Genomic DNA, 16,803 nt, shown 5'->3' with positions numbered 1-16,803 from the left:
GGGCCTTATTCCCGCGGCCGCTGCCGGGGGAACCGGATTGGAGTTTCGATGAGCCGGTCGCGGCTGGAAGACGTGCTGCCGCTGTCGCCGCTGCAGGAGGGGCTGTGGTTCCACGCCCTGCACGACGCCGACGCCGACGAGGTGTACAACACCCAGCTGGTGCTGGAGCTGGCCGGGGAGGTCGACCCGGAGTGCCTGCGCGGGGCGCTGCGCGAGCTGCTGGCGCGGCACGCGAACCTCCGGGTCGGCTTCCGGCAGCGCAAGGGCGGCCAGCCGATCCAGTACGTGGTGCGCGACGTCGAGCCGGCCTGGGAGGTCGTCGACCTGACCGCGGCCGAGCTGCCGGAGCTCCTGGCCGCCGACCGGGCGCGCCGCTTCGACGTGCGCACCCCGCCGCTGCTGCGGTGCACCCTGGTCCGGCTGCCGGACCGGACGTCCCGGCTGGTGATCACCAACCACCACCTGCTGCTGGACGGCTGGTCGGCGCCGCTGCTGATCAACGAGCTGTTCGAGCTCTACCGCGGGGCGGCGCTGCCGCCGGTCACGCCGTACAAGGAGTACCTGCGCTGGGTGTCCGAACAGGACCCGGCGGCCTCCGAGCGGGCCTGGCGGCAGGCGCTGGACGGGCTGACCGAGCCGACCCGGGTCGCCGAGCCCGGCCGCCGCCCGCGGCTGCCGGAGCGGGCGTGGCTGGAGGTGCCCGCCGCGGGCCTGGAAGCTCTGTGCCGACGGCACGGCCTGACGGTCAACACGCTGGTGCAGGGCGCGTGGGCGGCAGTGCTGGGGCAGCTGACCGGGCGGCAGGACGTGGTGTTCGGCGCGACGGTGTCCGGGCGGCCCCCGGAGATCCCCGGCGTCGAGACGATGATCGGCCTGTTCATCAACACGCTGCCGGTCCGGGTCCGGCTGGACCCGGCCGCCCCGGTGCTGGCGAACCTCGCGCGCATCCAGGACGAGCAGGCCGCCCTGCTGTCGCACCAGCACATCAGCCTCGCCGAGGTGCAGCGGATCGCCGGGGTGGGGCCGCTCTTCGACACGCTGCTGGTGTTCGAGAACTACCCGCTGGACTCGCTGGCCGACGAGGACCGGACCGAGCCGCGCATCACCGGCGTGGACGGCGGGGGAGCGACGCACTACCCGCTCGGCCTGATCGTGTCCAATGCGGACGGGGTGCTGCGGTTCCGGCTCGACCACCGGCCGGAGGAGTTCGACGCCGAGGAGCTGCTGCAACGCCTGCACCGGTTCCTGTCCGCAGTCGAGGCCGCACCGGACCAGCCGCTCGGCCGGATCGAGCTGCTGGCGGCGGACACCCGGCACCAGCTGGTGCACGAGTTCAACGACCACGAAACCGCGCCCGGCGGACCGGACCTCGTGGAGCGGTTCGAGCAGCGGGTCCGGCAGGCGCCCGACCACCCGGCGGTCGTGCACGACGGCGGCGAGGTCAGCTACCGCGAGCTCGCGGAGCGGGTCGACCGGCTCGTGCGGCACCTCGCCGCGGCGGGCGTCGGGCGGGGCAGCCTGGTCGGCGTGGCGGTGCCGCGGTCGGTGGAGCTGGTCACCGCGCTGCTCGCGGTGGTCAAGTCCGGCGCCGCCTACGTGCCGGTCGAACCGGACCACCCGGCCGAGCGCATCGAGCACGTCCTGCGCGACGCCGCCCCGGACCTGGTGCTGACCACCTCCGACATCGACCTCCCGGTGCCCGGAGCCCTGCGCATCGACCAGCTGGACGCGATTTCCATGGAAATCGGAGACTCGACTTCCATGGAAATCGGAGATCCGAGTTCCGTTGAAATCGCGGGCCGGGGCACCGGTGCCGATCCGATGTACGTGCTCTACACCTCCGGGTCGACCGGTCGGCCGAAGGGCGTCGTGGTGCCCAGGAGCGCCGTGCTGCACCGGCTGGTCGGCATGCAGCGCGAGTACCGGCTCGACACCACCGACCGGGTCCTGCAGAAGACCCCGGCCGGGTTCGACGTGTCGGTGTGGGAGTTCTTCTGGCCGCTGGTCGAGGGCGCCACGATCGTGCTGGCCGCCGACGGCGGGCACCGCGACGTCGACCACCTGGTGTCGGTGATCCGCGAGCACGGGGTGACGACCGTCCACTTCGTACCGCCGGTGCTGCGGATGTTCCTGGACACCCCGGAGGCGGCCGGGTGCACGTCGCTGCGCCGGATCTTCACCGGGGGCGAGTCGCTGCCCGCCGACCTCCAGCACCAGGTCCGGCGGACGCTGCCCGCCCGGCTGCACCACCTCTACGGCCCGACCGAGGCGACCATCGACGTCACGCAGTTCGACTGCGACGGCGAGCCGCAGGACCCGGCGCCGATCGGCCGACCGGTGCCCGGCGCGCAGCTGTACGTGCTGGACGCGGCGCTGCGCCCGGTCCCCGTCGGCGCGACCGGCGAGCTGTACCTGGCGGGCACGCAGCTCGCCGACGGCTACCACCGGCGCGCCCCGCTGACGGCGGAGCGCTTCGTCGCCAACCCGTTCGGCGCACCCGGCAGCCGGATGTACCGCTCGGGCGACCTCGCCCGGTGGCGCGCCGACGGCGTGCTGGAGTTCGCCGGGCGGGTCGACGACCAGGTCAAGGTGCGCGGGGTGCGGATCGAGCTCGGGGAGGTCGAGGCGGTGGCCCGGGAGCACCCGGAGTGCCGCCAGATCGCCGTCGTGGTGCGCGGCGAGCGCGGCCGGGAGCGGCTGACCGCCTACGTCGTGGGCCCGGCCGGGGCGGTTCGCGAGCACCTGCGGCGATCCCTGCCCGACTACCTGGTGCCGACCTCGTTCGTCGAGCTCGACGCGCTGCCGCTGACCACCAGCGGCAAGCTCGACCGCAAGGCCCTGCCCGCGCCGGACGAGGACTTCGCCGAGCGGGGCCGGGCACCGCGCTCGCCGCGCGAGGAGATCCTCTGCGGGCTGTTCGCGGAAGTGCTCGGCGTGGAGCGGGTGAGCGCCGACGACAGCTTCTTCGAGCTGGGCGGGCACTCGCTGCTCGCGACCCGGCTGATCAGCCGGATCCGGGTGGCCTTCGAGGTGGAGCTGTCGGTGCGCGCGGTGTTCGAGTCGCCGACCGCGGCTGGCCTCGCCGCCCGGCTGGACGGTGCGGCCGAGGCGCGCCCCGCGGTGCGGCCGGTGCCGCGCGATGGCGGGGTCCCGCTGTCCTTCGCCCAGCAGCGGCTGTGGTTCCTCCAGCAGCTCGAAGGGCCGAGCGCCACCTACAACGTCCCGATGACGCTCCGGCTGACCGGCCCGCTGGACCGGGCGGCGTTGCAGGCCGCGATCGGCGACGTGGTGGACCGGCACGAGAGCCTGCGCACCGTCTTCCCGGAGGTCGCCGGAACACCGCACCAGCAGGTGGTGGCGGACCGCCCGGTGCTGCGCGTGCACGGCGCCGACCGCCTCGACGAGCAGCTCGCCGAGGCGGTGCGGGAACCGTTCGACCTGGCTTCCGAGACCCCGCTGCGGGTGAGCCTGTTCGAGGTGGGGCCGGACGAGCACGTGCTTCTGGTGCTGCTGCACCACATCGCCAGCGACGGCCGTTCCAGCGGGCTGCTGGCGCGCGACCTCGCCACCGCCTACGCCGCCCGGCGCGAGGGGCGCGCCCCGAACTGGTCGGCGCTGCCGGTGCAGTACGCCGATTACGCGTTGTGGCAGCGCGACCTGCTGGGCCGCGAGGACGACCCGGAAAGCCTGGTGGCGCAGCAGCTCTCGTTCTGGCGGGAGCAGCTCGACGGCGTCCCGGCCGAGCTGAAGCTGCCGACCGACCGCCCCCGCCCGGCCGTCGCCACCAACCGCGGCGACGGCGTGGAGTTCGAGCTCGGCGCCGCCGCGCACCGCGCGCTGACCCGGATCGCCCGGGAGAACCAGGCCAGCGTGTTCATGGTCGTGCAGGGCGCGATCGCGGCGCTGCTGACCCGGATGGGCGCCGGGACGGACATCCCGCTGGGCACCTCGGTGAGCGGTCGCGGCGACGAAGCCCTCGACGAGCTGGTCGGGTTCTTCGTCAACACCCTGGTGCTGCGCACCGACACCTCGGGCGACCCGGGCTTCCTGGACCTGCTGGACCGCATCCGGCGGACCGACCTGGCCGCCTACGCCCACCAGGACGTGCCGTTCGAGCGGCTGGTGGAGGTGGTCAACCCGGTCCGGTCGATGTCCCGGCACCCGCTGTTCCAGGTCATGCTCGACTTCCACCGCGCCGACGACGCGGAGTTCGAGCTGGCCGGGCTCACCGCGCACCGCGAGCGCAGCAGCGCCGACGTGGCGAAGGTCGACCTGACCTTCCACGTCGAGGAGTCCTACGCCGCCGACGGCGAGCCGACCGGCCTGCAGGGCGTGCTCGAGTACGCCACCGACCTGTTCGACCGGCGCACCGCCGAGGCCATCGCGGCCCGGCTGCTCCGCGTCCTCGAATCGGTGGCGGCGGACCCGAGCACCTCGATCGGCGACCTGGACGTGCTGCCCGCCGAGGAGCGGAACTCCTTGGTGCACGGGTGGAACCGCACCGAGCGCGAGGTTCCGGAGGCGACCCTGCCGGAGCTGATCGAGCAGCAGGTCCGCCGCACCCCGGACGCCCCCGCCGTCGCCTTCGGCGACACCGTCCTGGACTACGCCGAGCTCAACCGCCGGGCCAACCGGTTGGCCCACCTGCTGATCTCGCAGGGCGTCGGTCCGGAGCGGTTCGTCGCCATCGCGCTGCCGCGCTCGGTCGACCTGGTGGTCGCCCTGCTGGCGGTGCTCAAGACGGGCGGCGCGTACCTGCCGCTGGACCCGTCGCACCCGGCGGAGCGCATCGAGTTCGTGCTCGGCGACGTCCGCCCGGTGCTGACCCTGACCGATCGCAGCTGCACCGACCGGCTGCCCCCCGGCACCGAGCGGCTGCTGGTCGACGAGCTCGACCTGTCCGCTGTGGACGATGCGGACCCGGTGCGCGAGCTCCGCTCCCGCAACGCCGCGTTCGTGATCTTCACCTCCGGCTCCACCGGTCGGCCCAAGGGCGTGGTGGTCCAGCACGACTCGCTCAACCTCTACCTGTCGTGGGTCCGCTCGGCGTACCCGGCCGTCGCGGGGCGCGCGCTGGTGCACTCGCCGGTGTCGTTCGACCTGACCGTCACCGGCCTGTTCGCGCCGCTGACCACCGGCGGCTGCGCGCAGCTGGTCGAGCTGGACGAGTCCGCGCAGATCGCCGAGCGGCCCACCTTCGTCAAGGCCACGCCCAGCCACCTGCCGGTGCTGCTGGCGCTGCCGCCGGAGTGCTCGCCGACGCAGCAGCTGGTGCTCGGCGGCGAGTCGCTGATGGGGGAGGTGCTGGAGCAGTGGCGGGCCCGCCACCCCGGCGCGACCGTGATCAACGAGTACGGGCCGACCGAGACCACCGTGGGCTGCACCGAGTACCGGATCGAACCCGGTGACCCGGTGCCCACCGGGGTGGTCACCATCGGGCGGCCGATCTGGAACACGCAGATGTACGTGCTGGACGCCGCGCTGCGCCCGGCCCCGGTCGGCGTCGAGGGCGAGCTCTACATCGCCGGCGACCTGGTGACCCGCGGCTACCTGAACCGGCCGGGGCTGACCTCGGCGAAGTTCGTGGCCAACCCCTACGGCCCGCCAGGGTCCCGGTTCTACCGGTCCGGCGACATCGCCCGCTGGAACGCCGACGGGATGCTGGAGTTCGTCGCCCGGGTCGACGACCAGGTCAAGATCCGCGGCTTCCGGATCGAGCTCGGCGAGATCGAGACCGTGCTCAACCAGCACGAGCACGTCCGGCACGCGGCGGCGATCGTGCGCGAGGACACCCCCGGCGACAAGCGCCTGGTCGCCTACGTCGTGCCGTCCGACGGGTGCGATGCGGACGGGCTGCGGGAGTACGCCGCCGAGCGGCTGCCGGAGTACATGGTCCCGGTCGCGTTCGTGCTGCTGCCCGAGCTGCCGCTGACCGGCAACCGCAAGCTGGACCGCAAGGCGCTGCCCGCCCCGGAGTTCTCCGGCGACGCCAGCGGGCGCGGGCCGCGGAATGCGCGCGAGGAGCTGCTGTGCGGGCTGTTCGCCGAGGTGCTCGGGGTGGAGCAGGTCGGCATCGACGACGGGTTCTTCGAGCTGGGCGGGCATTCGCTGCTCGCCACCCGGTTGATCAGCCGGATCCGCGCGGAGCTCGGCGCGGGGGTGGGGATCCGCCAGCTGTTCGAGTCGCCCACGGTGGCGGGCATCGCCGAAGCGCTCGGCGCGGCCGAACCGGTCCGCGCGAAGCTCGCGCCGGTGCCGCGGCCGGACCTGGTGCCGCTGTCGTTCGCCCAGCGCAGGCTGTGGTTCCTGCACCAGCTGGAGGGGCCGAGCCCGACCTACAACATCCCGCTGCTGCTGCGGATGTCCGGTGAGCTGGACCTGGCGGTGCTCGCCGAGGCGGTCGCCGACGTGGTGGCCCGGCACGAGAGCCTGCGCACCACGTTCCCGACCGTCGACGGCACGCCGCACCAGCGGATCCACGACCCGGCTCCGGTGGTGATCCACCAGGTCGACGACCTGGACGCGGCGGCGCGCCACTCCTTCGACCTGGCGCACGAGATCCCGCTGCGGGTCTCGGTCGCCGAAGGCGGTCCTGGTGAGCACGTGGTGCTGGTGCTGCTGCACCACATCGTCGCGGACGGCGGGTCGCAGGGCCCGCTCGTGCGCGACCTCGCGACGGCCTACGCCGCCCGCCTGGACGGCAACGCTCCACAGTGGTCTGACCTGCCCGTCCAGTACGCGGACTTCGCCCTGTGGCAGCGGAAGGTCCTCGGTGACGAGGACGACCCGAACTCCCCGGCCGGGCGGCAGCTGGCGTTCTGGCGGGAGGCGCTGGCCGACGCGCCGGAGCGGATCGAGCTGCCCACCGACCGGCCCCGCCCGGCCGTCGCGACCTACCGCGGGGACGCCGTGGAGTTCGCCGTCGACGCGGCGACGCACGCCGCGCTGGCCCGGCTCGCCGCATCGCACGACGCCACCCCGTTCATGGTCCTGCACGCGGCGCTGGCGGCGCTGCTGACCAAGCTCGGGGCGGGGGAGGACATCCCGATCGGCACCGCGGTGACCGGCCGCGGCGAGCCGGAGCTCGACGAGCTGATCGGGTTCTTCGTCAACACCCTGGTGCTGCGCACCGACACCTCGGGCGATCCCGGCTTCGCCGAACTCCTCGCCCGGGTCAAGCGGGCGGACCTGGCGGCCTACGCGCACCAGGACGTGCCGTTCGAGCGGCTGGTGGAGGTGGTCAACCCGACCCGATCGCTGTCGCACCACCCGCTGTTCCAGGTCGCGTTCGCGCTGCAGGGCGAGGACGCGGGCGACGGGCCGGAGTGGCCCGGCCTGCACGTCGAGCTCGAAGGCGCCGGGGCGGGGGCGGCGAAGGTCGACCTCACGCTGAGCCTGCGGGAGAACCGGGCCGCCGACGGCTCCAACGCCGGGATCGACGGCGTGGTCTCCTACCGCACCGACCTGTTCGACGAGACCACCGCGCGGTCGATCGCCGACCGGTTCACCGCGCTGCTGCGCCAGATCGCCGCAAACCCGGAGCAGCGACTGTCCACGATAGACGTCCGGACCGCCGGTGAGCGCCGGATGATGTCAGCGGTGCCCGAGCAGCCGTGGGGCCAGCCGACCTTCCCCGAGCTGTTCGAGCGGCAGGTGGGCCTGACACCGGACAACACCGCGGTGGAGTTCGACGGCGGTGCGTGGACCTACGCGGAGCTCAACGAGCGCGCCAACCGGTTCGCCCACCACCTGATCTCGCTGGGCGTCGGGCCCGGCGACGTGGTCGCGCTGGCGCTGCCGAAGTCCGGGGAGCTGGTGCTGGCGATCGTCGCTGTCCTCAAGGCGGGCGCGGCCTACCAGCCGGTGGACGTCGAGTACCCCAGCGAGCGGATCAACCAGCTGCTGGCCGAGGCCACGCTCGTCGTGTCCACCTCGAAGGTGCAGCTGCCCGGAACGCCGCTGCTGCTGGACAGCTACCTCGCCGAGCCGGGCTTCGCGGACCAGCCGGTGGAGAACCCGACCGACGCCGAGCGCAGCGCCCCGCTGCTCGCCACCTCGGCGGCGTACGTCATCCACACCTCGGGTTCGACCGGGCTGCCCAAGGGCGTGGTGGTCCCGCACGCCGGGTTCGCCACCCTGTCGGCGAACCAGCTCCGCAACTACGGGGTGCGCGAGGACAGCCGGGTGTACCAGTTCGTGTCGCCGAGCTTCGACGTGTCGGTGGCCGAGCTGTGCATGGCGCTGCTCTCCGGCGCGTGCCTGGTGGTCCCGCAGCGCACCACGACCGGCGCGGAGCTGGCCGCCGAGCTGGACCGCGAGCGGATCACCCACCTGCACATCCCGCCGTCGGTGCTGGCCACGGTGCCGAAGGTGCCGCTGCCGCACCTGCGCCACCTCATCACCGGCGCGGAGCCCTGCCCGGTGGAGCTGCTGGAGTTCTTCGGCCGCGACCGGACCATGATCAACGCCTACGGCCCGACGGAGGCGACCGTCGACATCACCTGGGCGCACGCCACCGCCGACGACCACCCGGTGCCGATCGGCCGCCCGCTGCGGGGAGTCGCGGTCCACGTCCTCGACGCGCACCTGCGGCCGGTGCCGGTCGGCGTCGCGGGCGAGCTCTACGCCGCCGGACCCGGCATCGCGCTGGGCTACCGCGACCGGCCCGGGCTCACCGCGCAGCGCTTCGTCGCCGACCCCTTCGGCCCGCCCGGCGGGCGGCTTTACCGGACCGGCGACCTGGCCCGGTGGCGCGCGGACGGCCAGCTGGAGTACCTGGGGCGGGCCGACGACCAGGTCAAGGTGCGCGGGTTCCGGATCGAGCCGGGCGAGATCGAGGCGGTGCTGGCCGCGCACCCCGACGTCGAGCAGGCCCGCGTGGTGCTGCGCGAGGACCGGCCCGGCGACCGGCGCCTGGTCGGCTACGTCGTCTCCACCGCCGCACCGGCGGACCTGCGGCAGCACGTGCGGGACGTGCTGCCCGAGTACATGGTGCCGTCGGCGGTCGTGGCGCTGGACGAGATCCCGCTGACCCGCAACGGGAAGCTCGACCACGCCCGGCTGCCCCGCCCGTTCACCGCGGTCGGCGGCGGCCGGAAGCCGCGGTCGCCGCGCGAGGAGCTGCTCTGCGACCTGTTCGCCGAGGTGCTCGGCGTCGACGAGGTGGGCATCGACGACGGGTTCTTCGAGCTGGGCGGGCACTCGCTGCTGGCGACGCAGCTGGTCGGCCGGATCCGCGAGGTGCTCGGCGCGGACCTGGGCGTCCAGGCGGTGTTCCGCTCGTCCACGGTGGCCGAGCTCGCCGAACACCTCGACGAGGGTGGCAGCAGCTTCGACGTGCTGCTCGAACTGCGCGGTGGGGAAGGCGTTCCGCTCTTCTGCGTCCACCCGGCGACAGGTCTGTCCTGGTGCTACTCGGGTCTGCTGCGGCACACCGAGATGCCGCTCTACGGCTTGCAGTTGCGCGGTGCGGACGGCGGGAGCGACCTGCCGGACAGCCTGGAGGAGCTCGCCTCGGACTACGCCGACCAGCTGCAGAAGGTCCGCCCGCAGGGCCCGTACCACCTGCTCGGCTACTCCCTGGGCGGCAACATCGCGCACGCGGTGGCCGCCGAGCTCCAGTCGCGCGGCGAGCGCGTGGGTCTGGTGGCGCTGCTGGACTCGTCCACGGCGGACATAGGCCTGGACGAGCAGGAGGTGCTGGCGCGGCTCTTCGACGACGTCGTCGGCGATGCCGAACGCGGCGACGCCGACCACCAGCGGGCCCGCATCGCCGCCGCGCTGCGCGACGGGGTGCTCGACGTGCTCCCGCCCGAGCACGTGCCGTCCGCGGTGGACGCCATCGTCAACGCCATCCGCATCTCGGCGGGCCACCGCCCGGCGGTGCTCGACGGCGACGTCCTGCTGGTGACCTCCCGGTCGAACCCGGACCTCCGCGCCGACTGGACGCCGCACGTCACCGGCGAGGTGCGGGTCGAACGCCTGGAGTGCACCCACGACGAGATGCTGGACCCGGCCCCGCTGGCCACCCTCGCCCAGCTGCTCGCCCAGCACCTGGACGTCCGGTAGCAGCGCACGAGGGAGGGCCCCGGCTCCGCGGAACCGGGGCCCTCCGGCGCGTCCGAGGGCGGAATTGGCCCGATATCGCGGTGATAAGGCGGTTCCCTAGGTTCGGGGCATGCTCGACTCGTTCACCGTCGAGTCGCCGTTCGTGCGGCGCGCCCGGCGCGCCGAGAGGCGATTCCGGTTGTTCTGCTTCCCCCACGCCGGTGCGGGCGCCGCGGCGTTCGCCGGTTGGCCGGATCTGCTCCCTCCCGAGGTCGAGCTGATCGCGCTCCAGCTGCCCGGCCGCGAGGACCGCATCGGCGAGCCGCCGCTGACCGACCTCGCGGTGGCCGTGCGCACGCTGGGTCTCACCATGCGCCCCTACCTGCAGGGGCCGTTCGCGTTCTTCGGGCACAGCGGGGGCGCTCTGCTCGCCTTCGAGCTGGCCAGGGCGCTGCGCCGCCGGGGCGGTCCGCAACCGGCGCACCTGCTGCTCAGCGGGCAGGTCGCACCGGACGAACCGCCGGTGGCCGAACCGATCCACGAACTGCCCGACGCGGAGTTCGTCGCCGCGCTGGGCGCACTGGGCGGCACCGAGAGCTCGATCGTCGCGGACCCCGAGCTGATGCGGGTGCTGCTGCCCGCGCTGCGCGCGGACTTCACCCTCGGCGAGCGCTACGAGCACCGCCCCGAACCGCCGCTGGAGACCGCGATGACGGTCTTCGGCGGCTACGACGACGAACGAGCCCCGGAGCACGCGATGCGGCCGTGGCAGAAGCAGACCAGCGGCGCGTTCCGGGTGCGGATGTTCCCGGGCGGCCACTTCTACCTCAACGAGCAGGCCGCCGCGCTGACCGAGGAGATCGGGCGGGTCCTGCTCGGCGGAGAGCAGTGAGGAGGTCCAGCTCGATGTCCAGCGAGTTGATGGCGGAGCTCGCCGAGGTGGTCCGGGCGCAGCCCGGCGTCACCGACGTGGCCTGCGCGGTCCGCCGGGAAGCGCGGAGCGCGGTCGCCGAGCGCACCGAGGCAGAACCCGAGGTGGTGCCCGAGACGCGCAGCGACGACCTGCCGATCGCCGAGGTGCACGGCGGCGAGCTGCCGGACGATCCGACCGCGCCGAAGACGCTGGCGGAGGCCCTGCGGCTGGCCGCCGAACGCGCACCCGACCGGGGCGTGCACTACCTCGCCGCGGACGGCGCCGAGACCTTCCAGAGCTACGCGGACCTGTTCACCGAGGCCCGCGAACTGCTCGCCGGGCTGCGCGAGGAGGGCCTGCGGCCGGGCGACTCGGTGCTGTTCCAGTTCGCCGACAGCCGCAACTTCGTCACCGCGTTCTGGGCGTGCGTGCTCGGCGGCTACGTGCCGACCCCGTGCGGCGTGCCGCTCGGGTTCGACCGGGAGAACGCGGGAATCCGCAAGCTGCGCAACGCCTGGGAGCTCCTGGAGCACCCGGTGGTCCTCACCGACGCCGAACTCCTCGATGCGATCACCGGGCTCGGCTGGGACGCCGATTTCACCGCGCGCAGCAACGAAGAACTCCGCCGACCCGGAGCGCGGCCCGACCTCTTCCCGGCCGAGCCCGACGATCCGGCCGTGCAGCTGCTCACCTCGGGCAGCACCGGCGTGCCGAAGTGCGTCCGCCACGCCAACGCCAGCATCGTGGCCCGCACGCTGGCCAGCGCCGCGGCCAACGGCTTCGACGAGCACGACGTGTCGCTGAACTGGATCCCGCTGGACCACGTCGGCGGCGTGATCATGCACAACGTGGCCAACGTGGTGCTGCGCAACCAGCACGTCAACGTCGAGACCGACGCCTTCCTGGCGGATCCGCTGGCGTGGATGGACTGGGTGCACCGGTTCCGGGTCACCAACACCTGGGCCCCGAACTTCGCGTTCTCGCTGTTCAACGACAACGCCGAGCGCATCGGGGACCGCGACTGGGACCTGTCCTGCCTGCGGCACATCTGCAACGGCGGCGAGGCCGTGGTGACGCGGACCGCCCAGCGGTTCCTGGACCTCCTGCGGCCCTTCGGGCTGCCCGCCGACGCGCTGCTGCCGACCTTCGGCATGTCCGAGATCGCCTCGGGCACCATCTACTCGGCGCTGTCCGGCGACGACCCGGCGCAGGGCACCATCAGCGTCGAGAAGACCTCGCTGGGCGGTCGGTTGCGGGTGGTCGAGCCGCGGGACTCGCCGGAGGTGATCACCTTCACCGAGGTCGGCCGCCCGCTGCCGGGGCTGCGGCTGCGGATCGTCGACGACCAGGACCGGCCGCTGCCCGAGGACCACGTGGGGCGGCTCCAGTTCTCCGGCAGCACCATGATGACCGGCTACCACCGCAACCCGGAGGCCAACCGGAAGTCCTACACCGCGGACGGCTGGTTCAACAGCGGTGACCTGGGGTTCGTGCACGACGGGCGGTTGACGCTGACCGGCCGGGACAGCGACCTCATCGTGGTGCAGGGCGTGAACTACCTGAACTTCGACATCGAGTCGATCATCGAGCAGGTGCCGGGCACCGAGGTCACCTTCGTGGCCGCCTGCGGCGACTCGGCCGACGGCGCCGAGACCGACAAGCTGGTGGTGTTCTTCGTGCCCACCGCCCCGGACGTGGCGGCCACGGCGGCGCAGATCAAGGCGCGGCTGGCCGGGGAGATCGGACTGCAACCGCACCTGGTGGTGCCGGTCGAGCGCGACCGGTTCCCGAAGACCAACAGCGGCAAGATCCAGCGCTCCCAGCTGCTCAGCGACCTGCGCGCGGGCAAGTTCGACGACGCGCTGCGCGACCTGGCCGACGCGCCCGACGAACCGGTGTCCAGCTCGGAGTGGTTCTTCGAACGCGTCTGGACCGAGCAGCCCGCCGCCGGGTCCGGGCGCGGCGACGGCGTTCGGGTGCTGTTCGCCGACGCCGGGCACGAGCAGCGGTTCGGCCGGCACGCCGCGGTGGTGGTGCCGGGCACGCGGTTCGCCCGGGACGGCGCGCGGTTCTCCATCGACCCGGAGAACTCCGCGCACTACCACGAGCTCTTCGCGGCGGTGGCCCGCGACTTCGGCCCGGTCGACGCCGTCGTGCACGCGTGGGCCGCGGAGCCGAGCGCGTCCCTGGACGCCGGGCTGCGCGTCGGCGTGCACTCGGTGCGGCGGCTGATCGCCGAACTCGCCTCCGCGCAGCACCGGCCGGACGTGCTGGTGCTCACCGCCAACGGCGTGCGGGCCAGGGAGGGCGACACCGTCGACGTGCCCAAGGCGGCGCTGCCGGGGCTCGTGCGCACGGCCGTCGCCGAAGGCGCGGTGCCGCTGCTGCGGCAGGTCGACCTGCCGGTGGACGCGCCCGAGGAGTGGGCCGGGATCGTCCAGGCCGAGCTGACTGCGGTGCCGGACGCCGACGTGGTCGCGCACCGCGCCGGGACCCGGCTGGCGCCGAAGCTGAGCCCTGTCCCGCTGGACCTGGACACCGCCCCGGAGCTGGTCCAGGGCGGCGTGTACGCCATCACCGGCGGTCTCGGCGGAATCGCCCACCAGATCGCCGAATACCTGCTGGCCACCTACCAGGCGCGGCTGCTGCTGATCGGCCGCAGCCCGGTCGCCGAGGGCTCGGTGAAGGCCGAGCGGCTCGCCGACCTGCGCACCCTCGGCGAGGTCGAGTACCGCGCGTTCGACGTCGGTGACGCGGCCGCGCTGCACAGCGCCGTCGCCCAGGCCGAACGGCGGTGGGAGCGCCCGCTGTCCGGCATCCTGCACCTGGCCAGCAACGACGTCTCGCACCAGTGGGAGCGCTTGGAGGAGCACACCATCGCCCGCGCCTCGCGCCGGGAGTTCGCCGAGGCCTACCGGGCGAAGGTGCACGGCACGATGGCCATCGCCGAGGTGCTGCAGGACCGGCCGGAGGCGCTGCTGGTGCTGTTCTCCTCGGTCAACGGCGAGTTCGGCGGCAGCTCCTTCGGCGCGTACTCCTCGGCGAACAGCTTCCTCAACGGCTTCGCCGACCACTGGGGCCGGGAACGCGGCCGCCCGGTCCGCTGCCTGTCGTGGAGCATGTGGACCGACAGCGGGATGAACCGGGGCAGCCCCTCGGCCGCGGCGGCCTCGCGCGGCTTCGTGCCGATCGACGACGCCGCGGGCCTGTCCTCGCTGCTGGCCGCGCTGGGCCAGGACCGGGTGAACCTGCTGATCGGCCTGGACCGCCGCAACGAGCACATCGTCGCCGAACTCGCCCCGGAACACCTGCGCAGCACGGAGATCGTGGTCGCCCACACCGGCGAGCCGCTGGACGAGCAGGCGCTGCGCGCGCAGGCGGCACCGGTGCTGGCGCGCTGCTCGGTCCCGGTGCGGTTCACCCACGTCGCGCAGATCCCGCGGGACCCCGCGGGCGAGGTCGACCGGTCCGCGCTGCTCGCGATGGCGCGGGCGGCGGCCGAGCGGGGACGCCGCCGGTACGCCGAGCCGGAGACCGACCTGGAGCGCCGCCTGGCCGAGATCTGGGGCGAGGTGCTGGGCCGGGACAAGGTCGGCCGGGACGACGCGTTCTTCGAGCTCGGCGGCAACTCGCTGCGCGCGGCGCAGCTGGTCGCCCGGATCAACGGATCGCTGCCGACCCGGGTGGCGGTCCACCAGCTCTACGACCACCCCACGGTCGGCGGCCTGGCCAAGGTCCTCGAGAGCACGCACTAGCACGGACATCTCGGCAGAGAGGGAGCAAGCACATGACGAACCCGTTCGAAGACCCCGAAGGCCGCTACCTGGTCCTGGTGAACGACGAGGGCCAGCACTCGCTGTGGCCGACGTTCGTCGAGGTCCCGGCGGGCTGGACGAAGGTCCACGGCGAGGGCACCCGGGACGCCTGCCTGAGCTACATCGAGCAGAACTGGACGGACCTCCGCCCGAAGAGCCTCGTCGAGGCGATGGGCCGCTGACGACCCACCCAAGCGACCAGCCGGGGTCCGGGGCGTTGAGCCCCGGGCCCCGGCGCATCTGTGGATGTCTTGGGGGCTTGGGGTTTGGTGGTGATACCGGGGCGGGGGCGGCGAGGAGAGGTGCGGTTTGGTGCGGGGTTACTTGGGGTTCAAAGCGGTGGGTGGCTGGCTTGGGGTGATGCAATTTCAATTGAAATTGCGTCGTTCTCGACGGAGCCTGCGGTGTGTTATGTCTCAGGACTTTGGTGACGGTTCTGTGTCAGGACATGGGTGACGGTTTGAGGGTGCTTGGTGGTGACACTTCGTGGGCTCAGATGGGTGAGTGAAGCGTGCTGAGTCTGTTGATCCTCGTGTCCGTCTTGCGATCGTTCGGTGGCCGGATGACGCGCCGCGTGGTGCGGTGACCACGTTTTGTGCTGAACACGGGATCTCTCGTAAGACGTTCTATGTGATCCGGGCGCGGGTTCGGGAGGAAGGTCCGGCGGCGGCGTTGGAGCCGAAGTCACGCCGACCGAAGACGAGTCCGACCAGGATCACCGACGAGGTCAAACAGCAGGCCCTGGATGTGCGGGCGGCGCTGGAGCGTTCCGGGCTGGATCACGGGCCGGTCAGCGTGTTCGAGCGGATGCGCTCGATGGGTTTGCCGTCGCCGCCCTCGCCGGCGTCGCTGGCGCGGATCTTCCGGGAGAAAGGCGTCGCGCGGGTCGAGCCGAAGAAGAAGCCCCGGGCGGCCTACCGGCGGTTTGTGTATCCGGCCCCCAACGCGTGCTGGCAGCTGGATGCCACCGAGTACGTCCTGACTCAGGGGCGCACCTGTGTGATCTTCCAGCTTCTGGACGACCATTCCCGGCTCGCGCTGGCCTCACACGTCGCCGACGCCGAGACCAGCGAGGCAGCCCTGGCCGTGGTGCGTCAAGCGATCGCGGTTCACGGTGTGCCGCAACGACTTCTGACCGACAACGGGACGGCCCTGAATCCCTCACGACGCGGCTGGAACGGCAAGCTGGTGACCCACCTCGCCTCTCTCGGCGTGGAAGCGATCACGGGCAAACCCGGACATCCCACCACGCAAGGCAAAAACGAACGCTTCCACCAAACCCTGATGCAATGGCTCAACAAGCAACCCCTCGCCGCCACCCTCCAAGAACTCCAGAAACAGATCGACCACTTCGACCACATCTACAACACCCAACGCCCCCATCAGGGCCTGCCCGGCAGGATCACCCCACTCCAGGCCTGGCAGGCCACCCCCGTGGCCGACCCACCCCGGCCCACACCCGCCGAACACCCCAGCCACCCCACCACCACCTACCGGCCAGACGAAAACGGCTACCGGCAAATCACCATCCTCTCCAACGGCAGCATCCAACTCCGCAACATCAGATTCCAGATCACCAGCCGCATGGCCGGCCACACCATCCACGCCGCCTGGGACCCCTACGGCGTCACCTTCGCCGACCTCAACGGCGAAATCATCGCCGAACACCCCTGGCCACCCCACGGCACCACCTACGTCAGCAACGGCACCCCCCGCGGCCGACCCACAACGTCACCCATGTCCTGACACACCAACCGTCACCCATGTCCTGACACAGAACCGTCACCAAAGTCCTGAGACAAGACAACGGAGCCCGCGGTGGCGAGGTGGGCAATTTCAATTGAAATTGCAGTCGTCACCACCCCTCGGACGGCCGTGACAGCGGTCGACGGACGTAGCTAGAACCCTGATCGCACGGCCGTGGTACCGGTGGTGAGTGCAGAGATTTCTCACGAAATCGGCCGCGGTGCCAGCTGGAGGTTCCGTCGATGACGGTGCCGATTTCGTGAGAAATCGCGCCCGATCGGC

General features: G+C 72.5%; 5 protein-coding genes. All 5 read left to right on the top strand.

The window, feature by feature from the left end:
• Positions 1 to 48: 48 nt before the first annotated feature.
• The 5 genes from F1721_RS10315 (at position 49) to F1721_RS10295 (ending at position 16,521) form a co-directional block, all read left to right on the top strand.
• Positions 49 to 10,068 (top strand): amino acid adenylation domain-containing protein, encoded by a 10,020-nt coding sequence (locus tag F1721_RS10315; protein WP_150066369.1) that lies wholly within the window; start codon positions 49 to 51, stop codon positions 10,066 to 10,068.
• A 109-nt stretch (positions 10,069 to 10,177) separates the two neighbouring features.
• The gene (locus F1721_RS10310) at positions 10,178 to 10,939 is read left to right on the top strand and encodes a thioesterase II family protein (RefSeq protein ID WP_150066368.1); all 762 of its coding nucleotides are present in this window, start codon (positions 10,178 to 10,180) and stop codon (positions 10,937 to 10,939) included.
• A 14-nt stretch (positions 10,940 to 10,953) separates the two neighbouring features.
• Entirely contained in the window at positions 10,954 to 14,715 is a 3,762-nt protein-coding gene (locus F1721_RS10305; protein WP_150066367.1) for an SDR family NAD(P)-dependent oxidoreductase, read from the top strand.
• 32 nt (positions 14,716 to 14,747) lie between these two features.
• Positions 14,748 to 14,957 carry an MbtH family protein gene (locus tag F1721_RS10300; RefSeq protein ID WP_150066366.1) on the top strand — a complete coding sequence of 70 codons (210 nt, stop codon included), beginning with the start codon at positions 14,748 to 14,750 and terminating at the stop codon, positions 14,955 to 14,957.
• 322 nt (positions 14,958 to 15,279) lie between these two features.
• Complete coding sequence (locus tag F1721_RS10295) at positions 15,280 to 16,521, top strand: integrase core domain-containing protein (RefSeq protein WP_150066365.1); 1,242 nt, start codon at positions 15,280 to 15,282, stop codon at positions 16,519 to 16,521.
• Positions 16,522 to 16,803: the final 282 nt, after the last annotated feature.

The sequence above is a fragment of the Saccharopolyspora hirsuta genome, assembly GCF_008630535.1.
In the GTDB taxonomy this organism is placed as follows: Bacteria; Actinomycetota; Actinomycetes; order Mycobacteriales; family Pseudonocardiaceae; genus Saccharopolyspora; species Saccharopolyspora hirsuta.
The sequence above is the reverse complement of the archived record's forward strand: the minus strand, read 5'-3'. Positions and strand labels throughout refer to the sequence as shown.

Coding starts and splice junctions, on each gene's coding strand:
- F1721_RS10315 (WP_150066369.1), top strand. CDS start 49: ATGAGCCGGTCGCGGCTGGAAGACGTGCTGCCGCTGTCGCCGCTGCAG.
- F1721_RS10310 (WP_150066368.1), top strand. CDS start 10,178: ATGCTCGACTCGTTCACCGTCGAGTCGCCGTTCGTGCGGCGCGCCCGG.
- F1721_RS10305 (WP_150066367.1), top strand. CDS start 10,954: ATGTCCAGCGAGTTGATGGCGGAGCTCGCCGAGGTGGTCCGGGCGCAG.
- F1721_RS10300 (WP_150066366.1), top strand. CDS start 14,748: ATGACGAACCCGTTCGAAGACCCCGAAGGCCGCTACCTGGTCCTGGTG.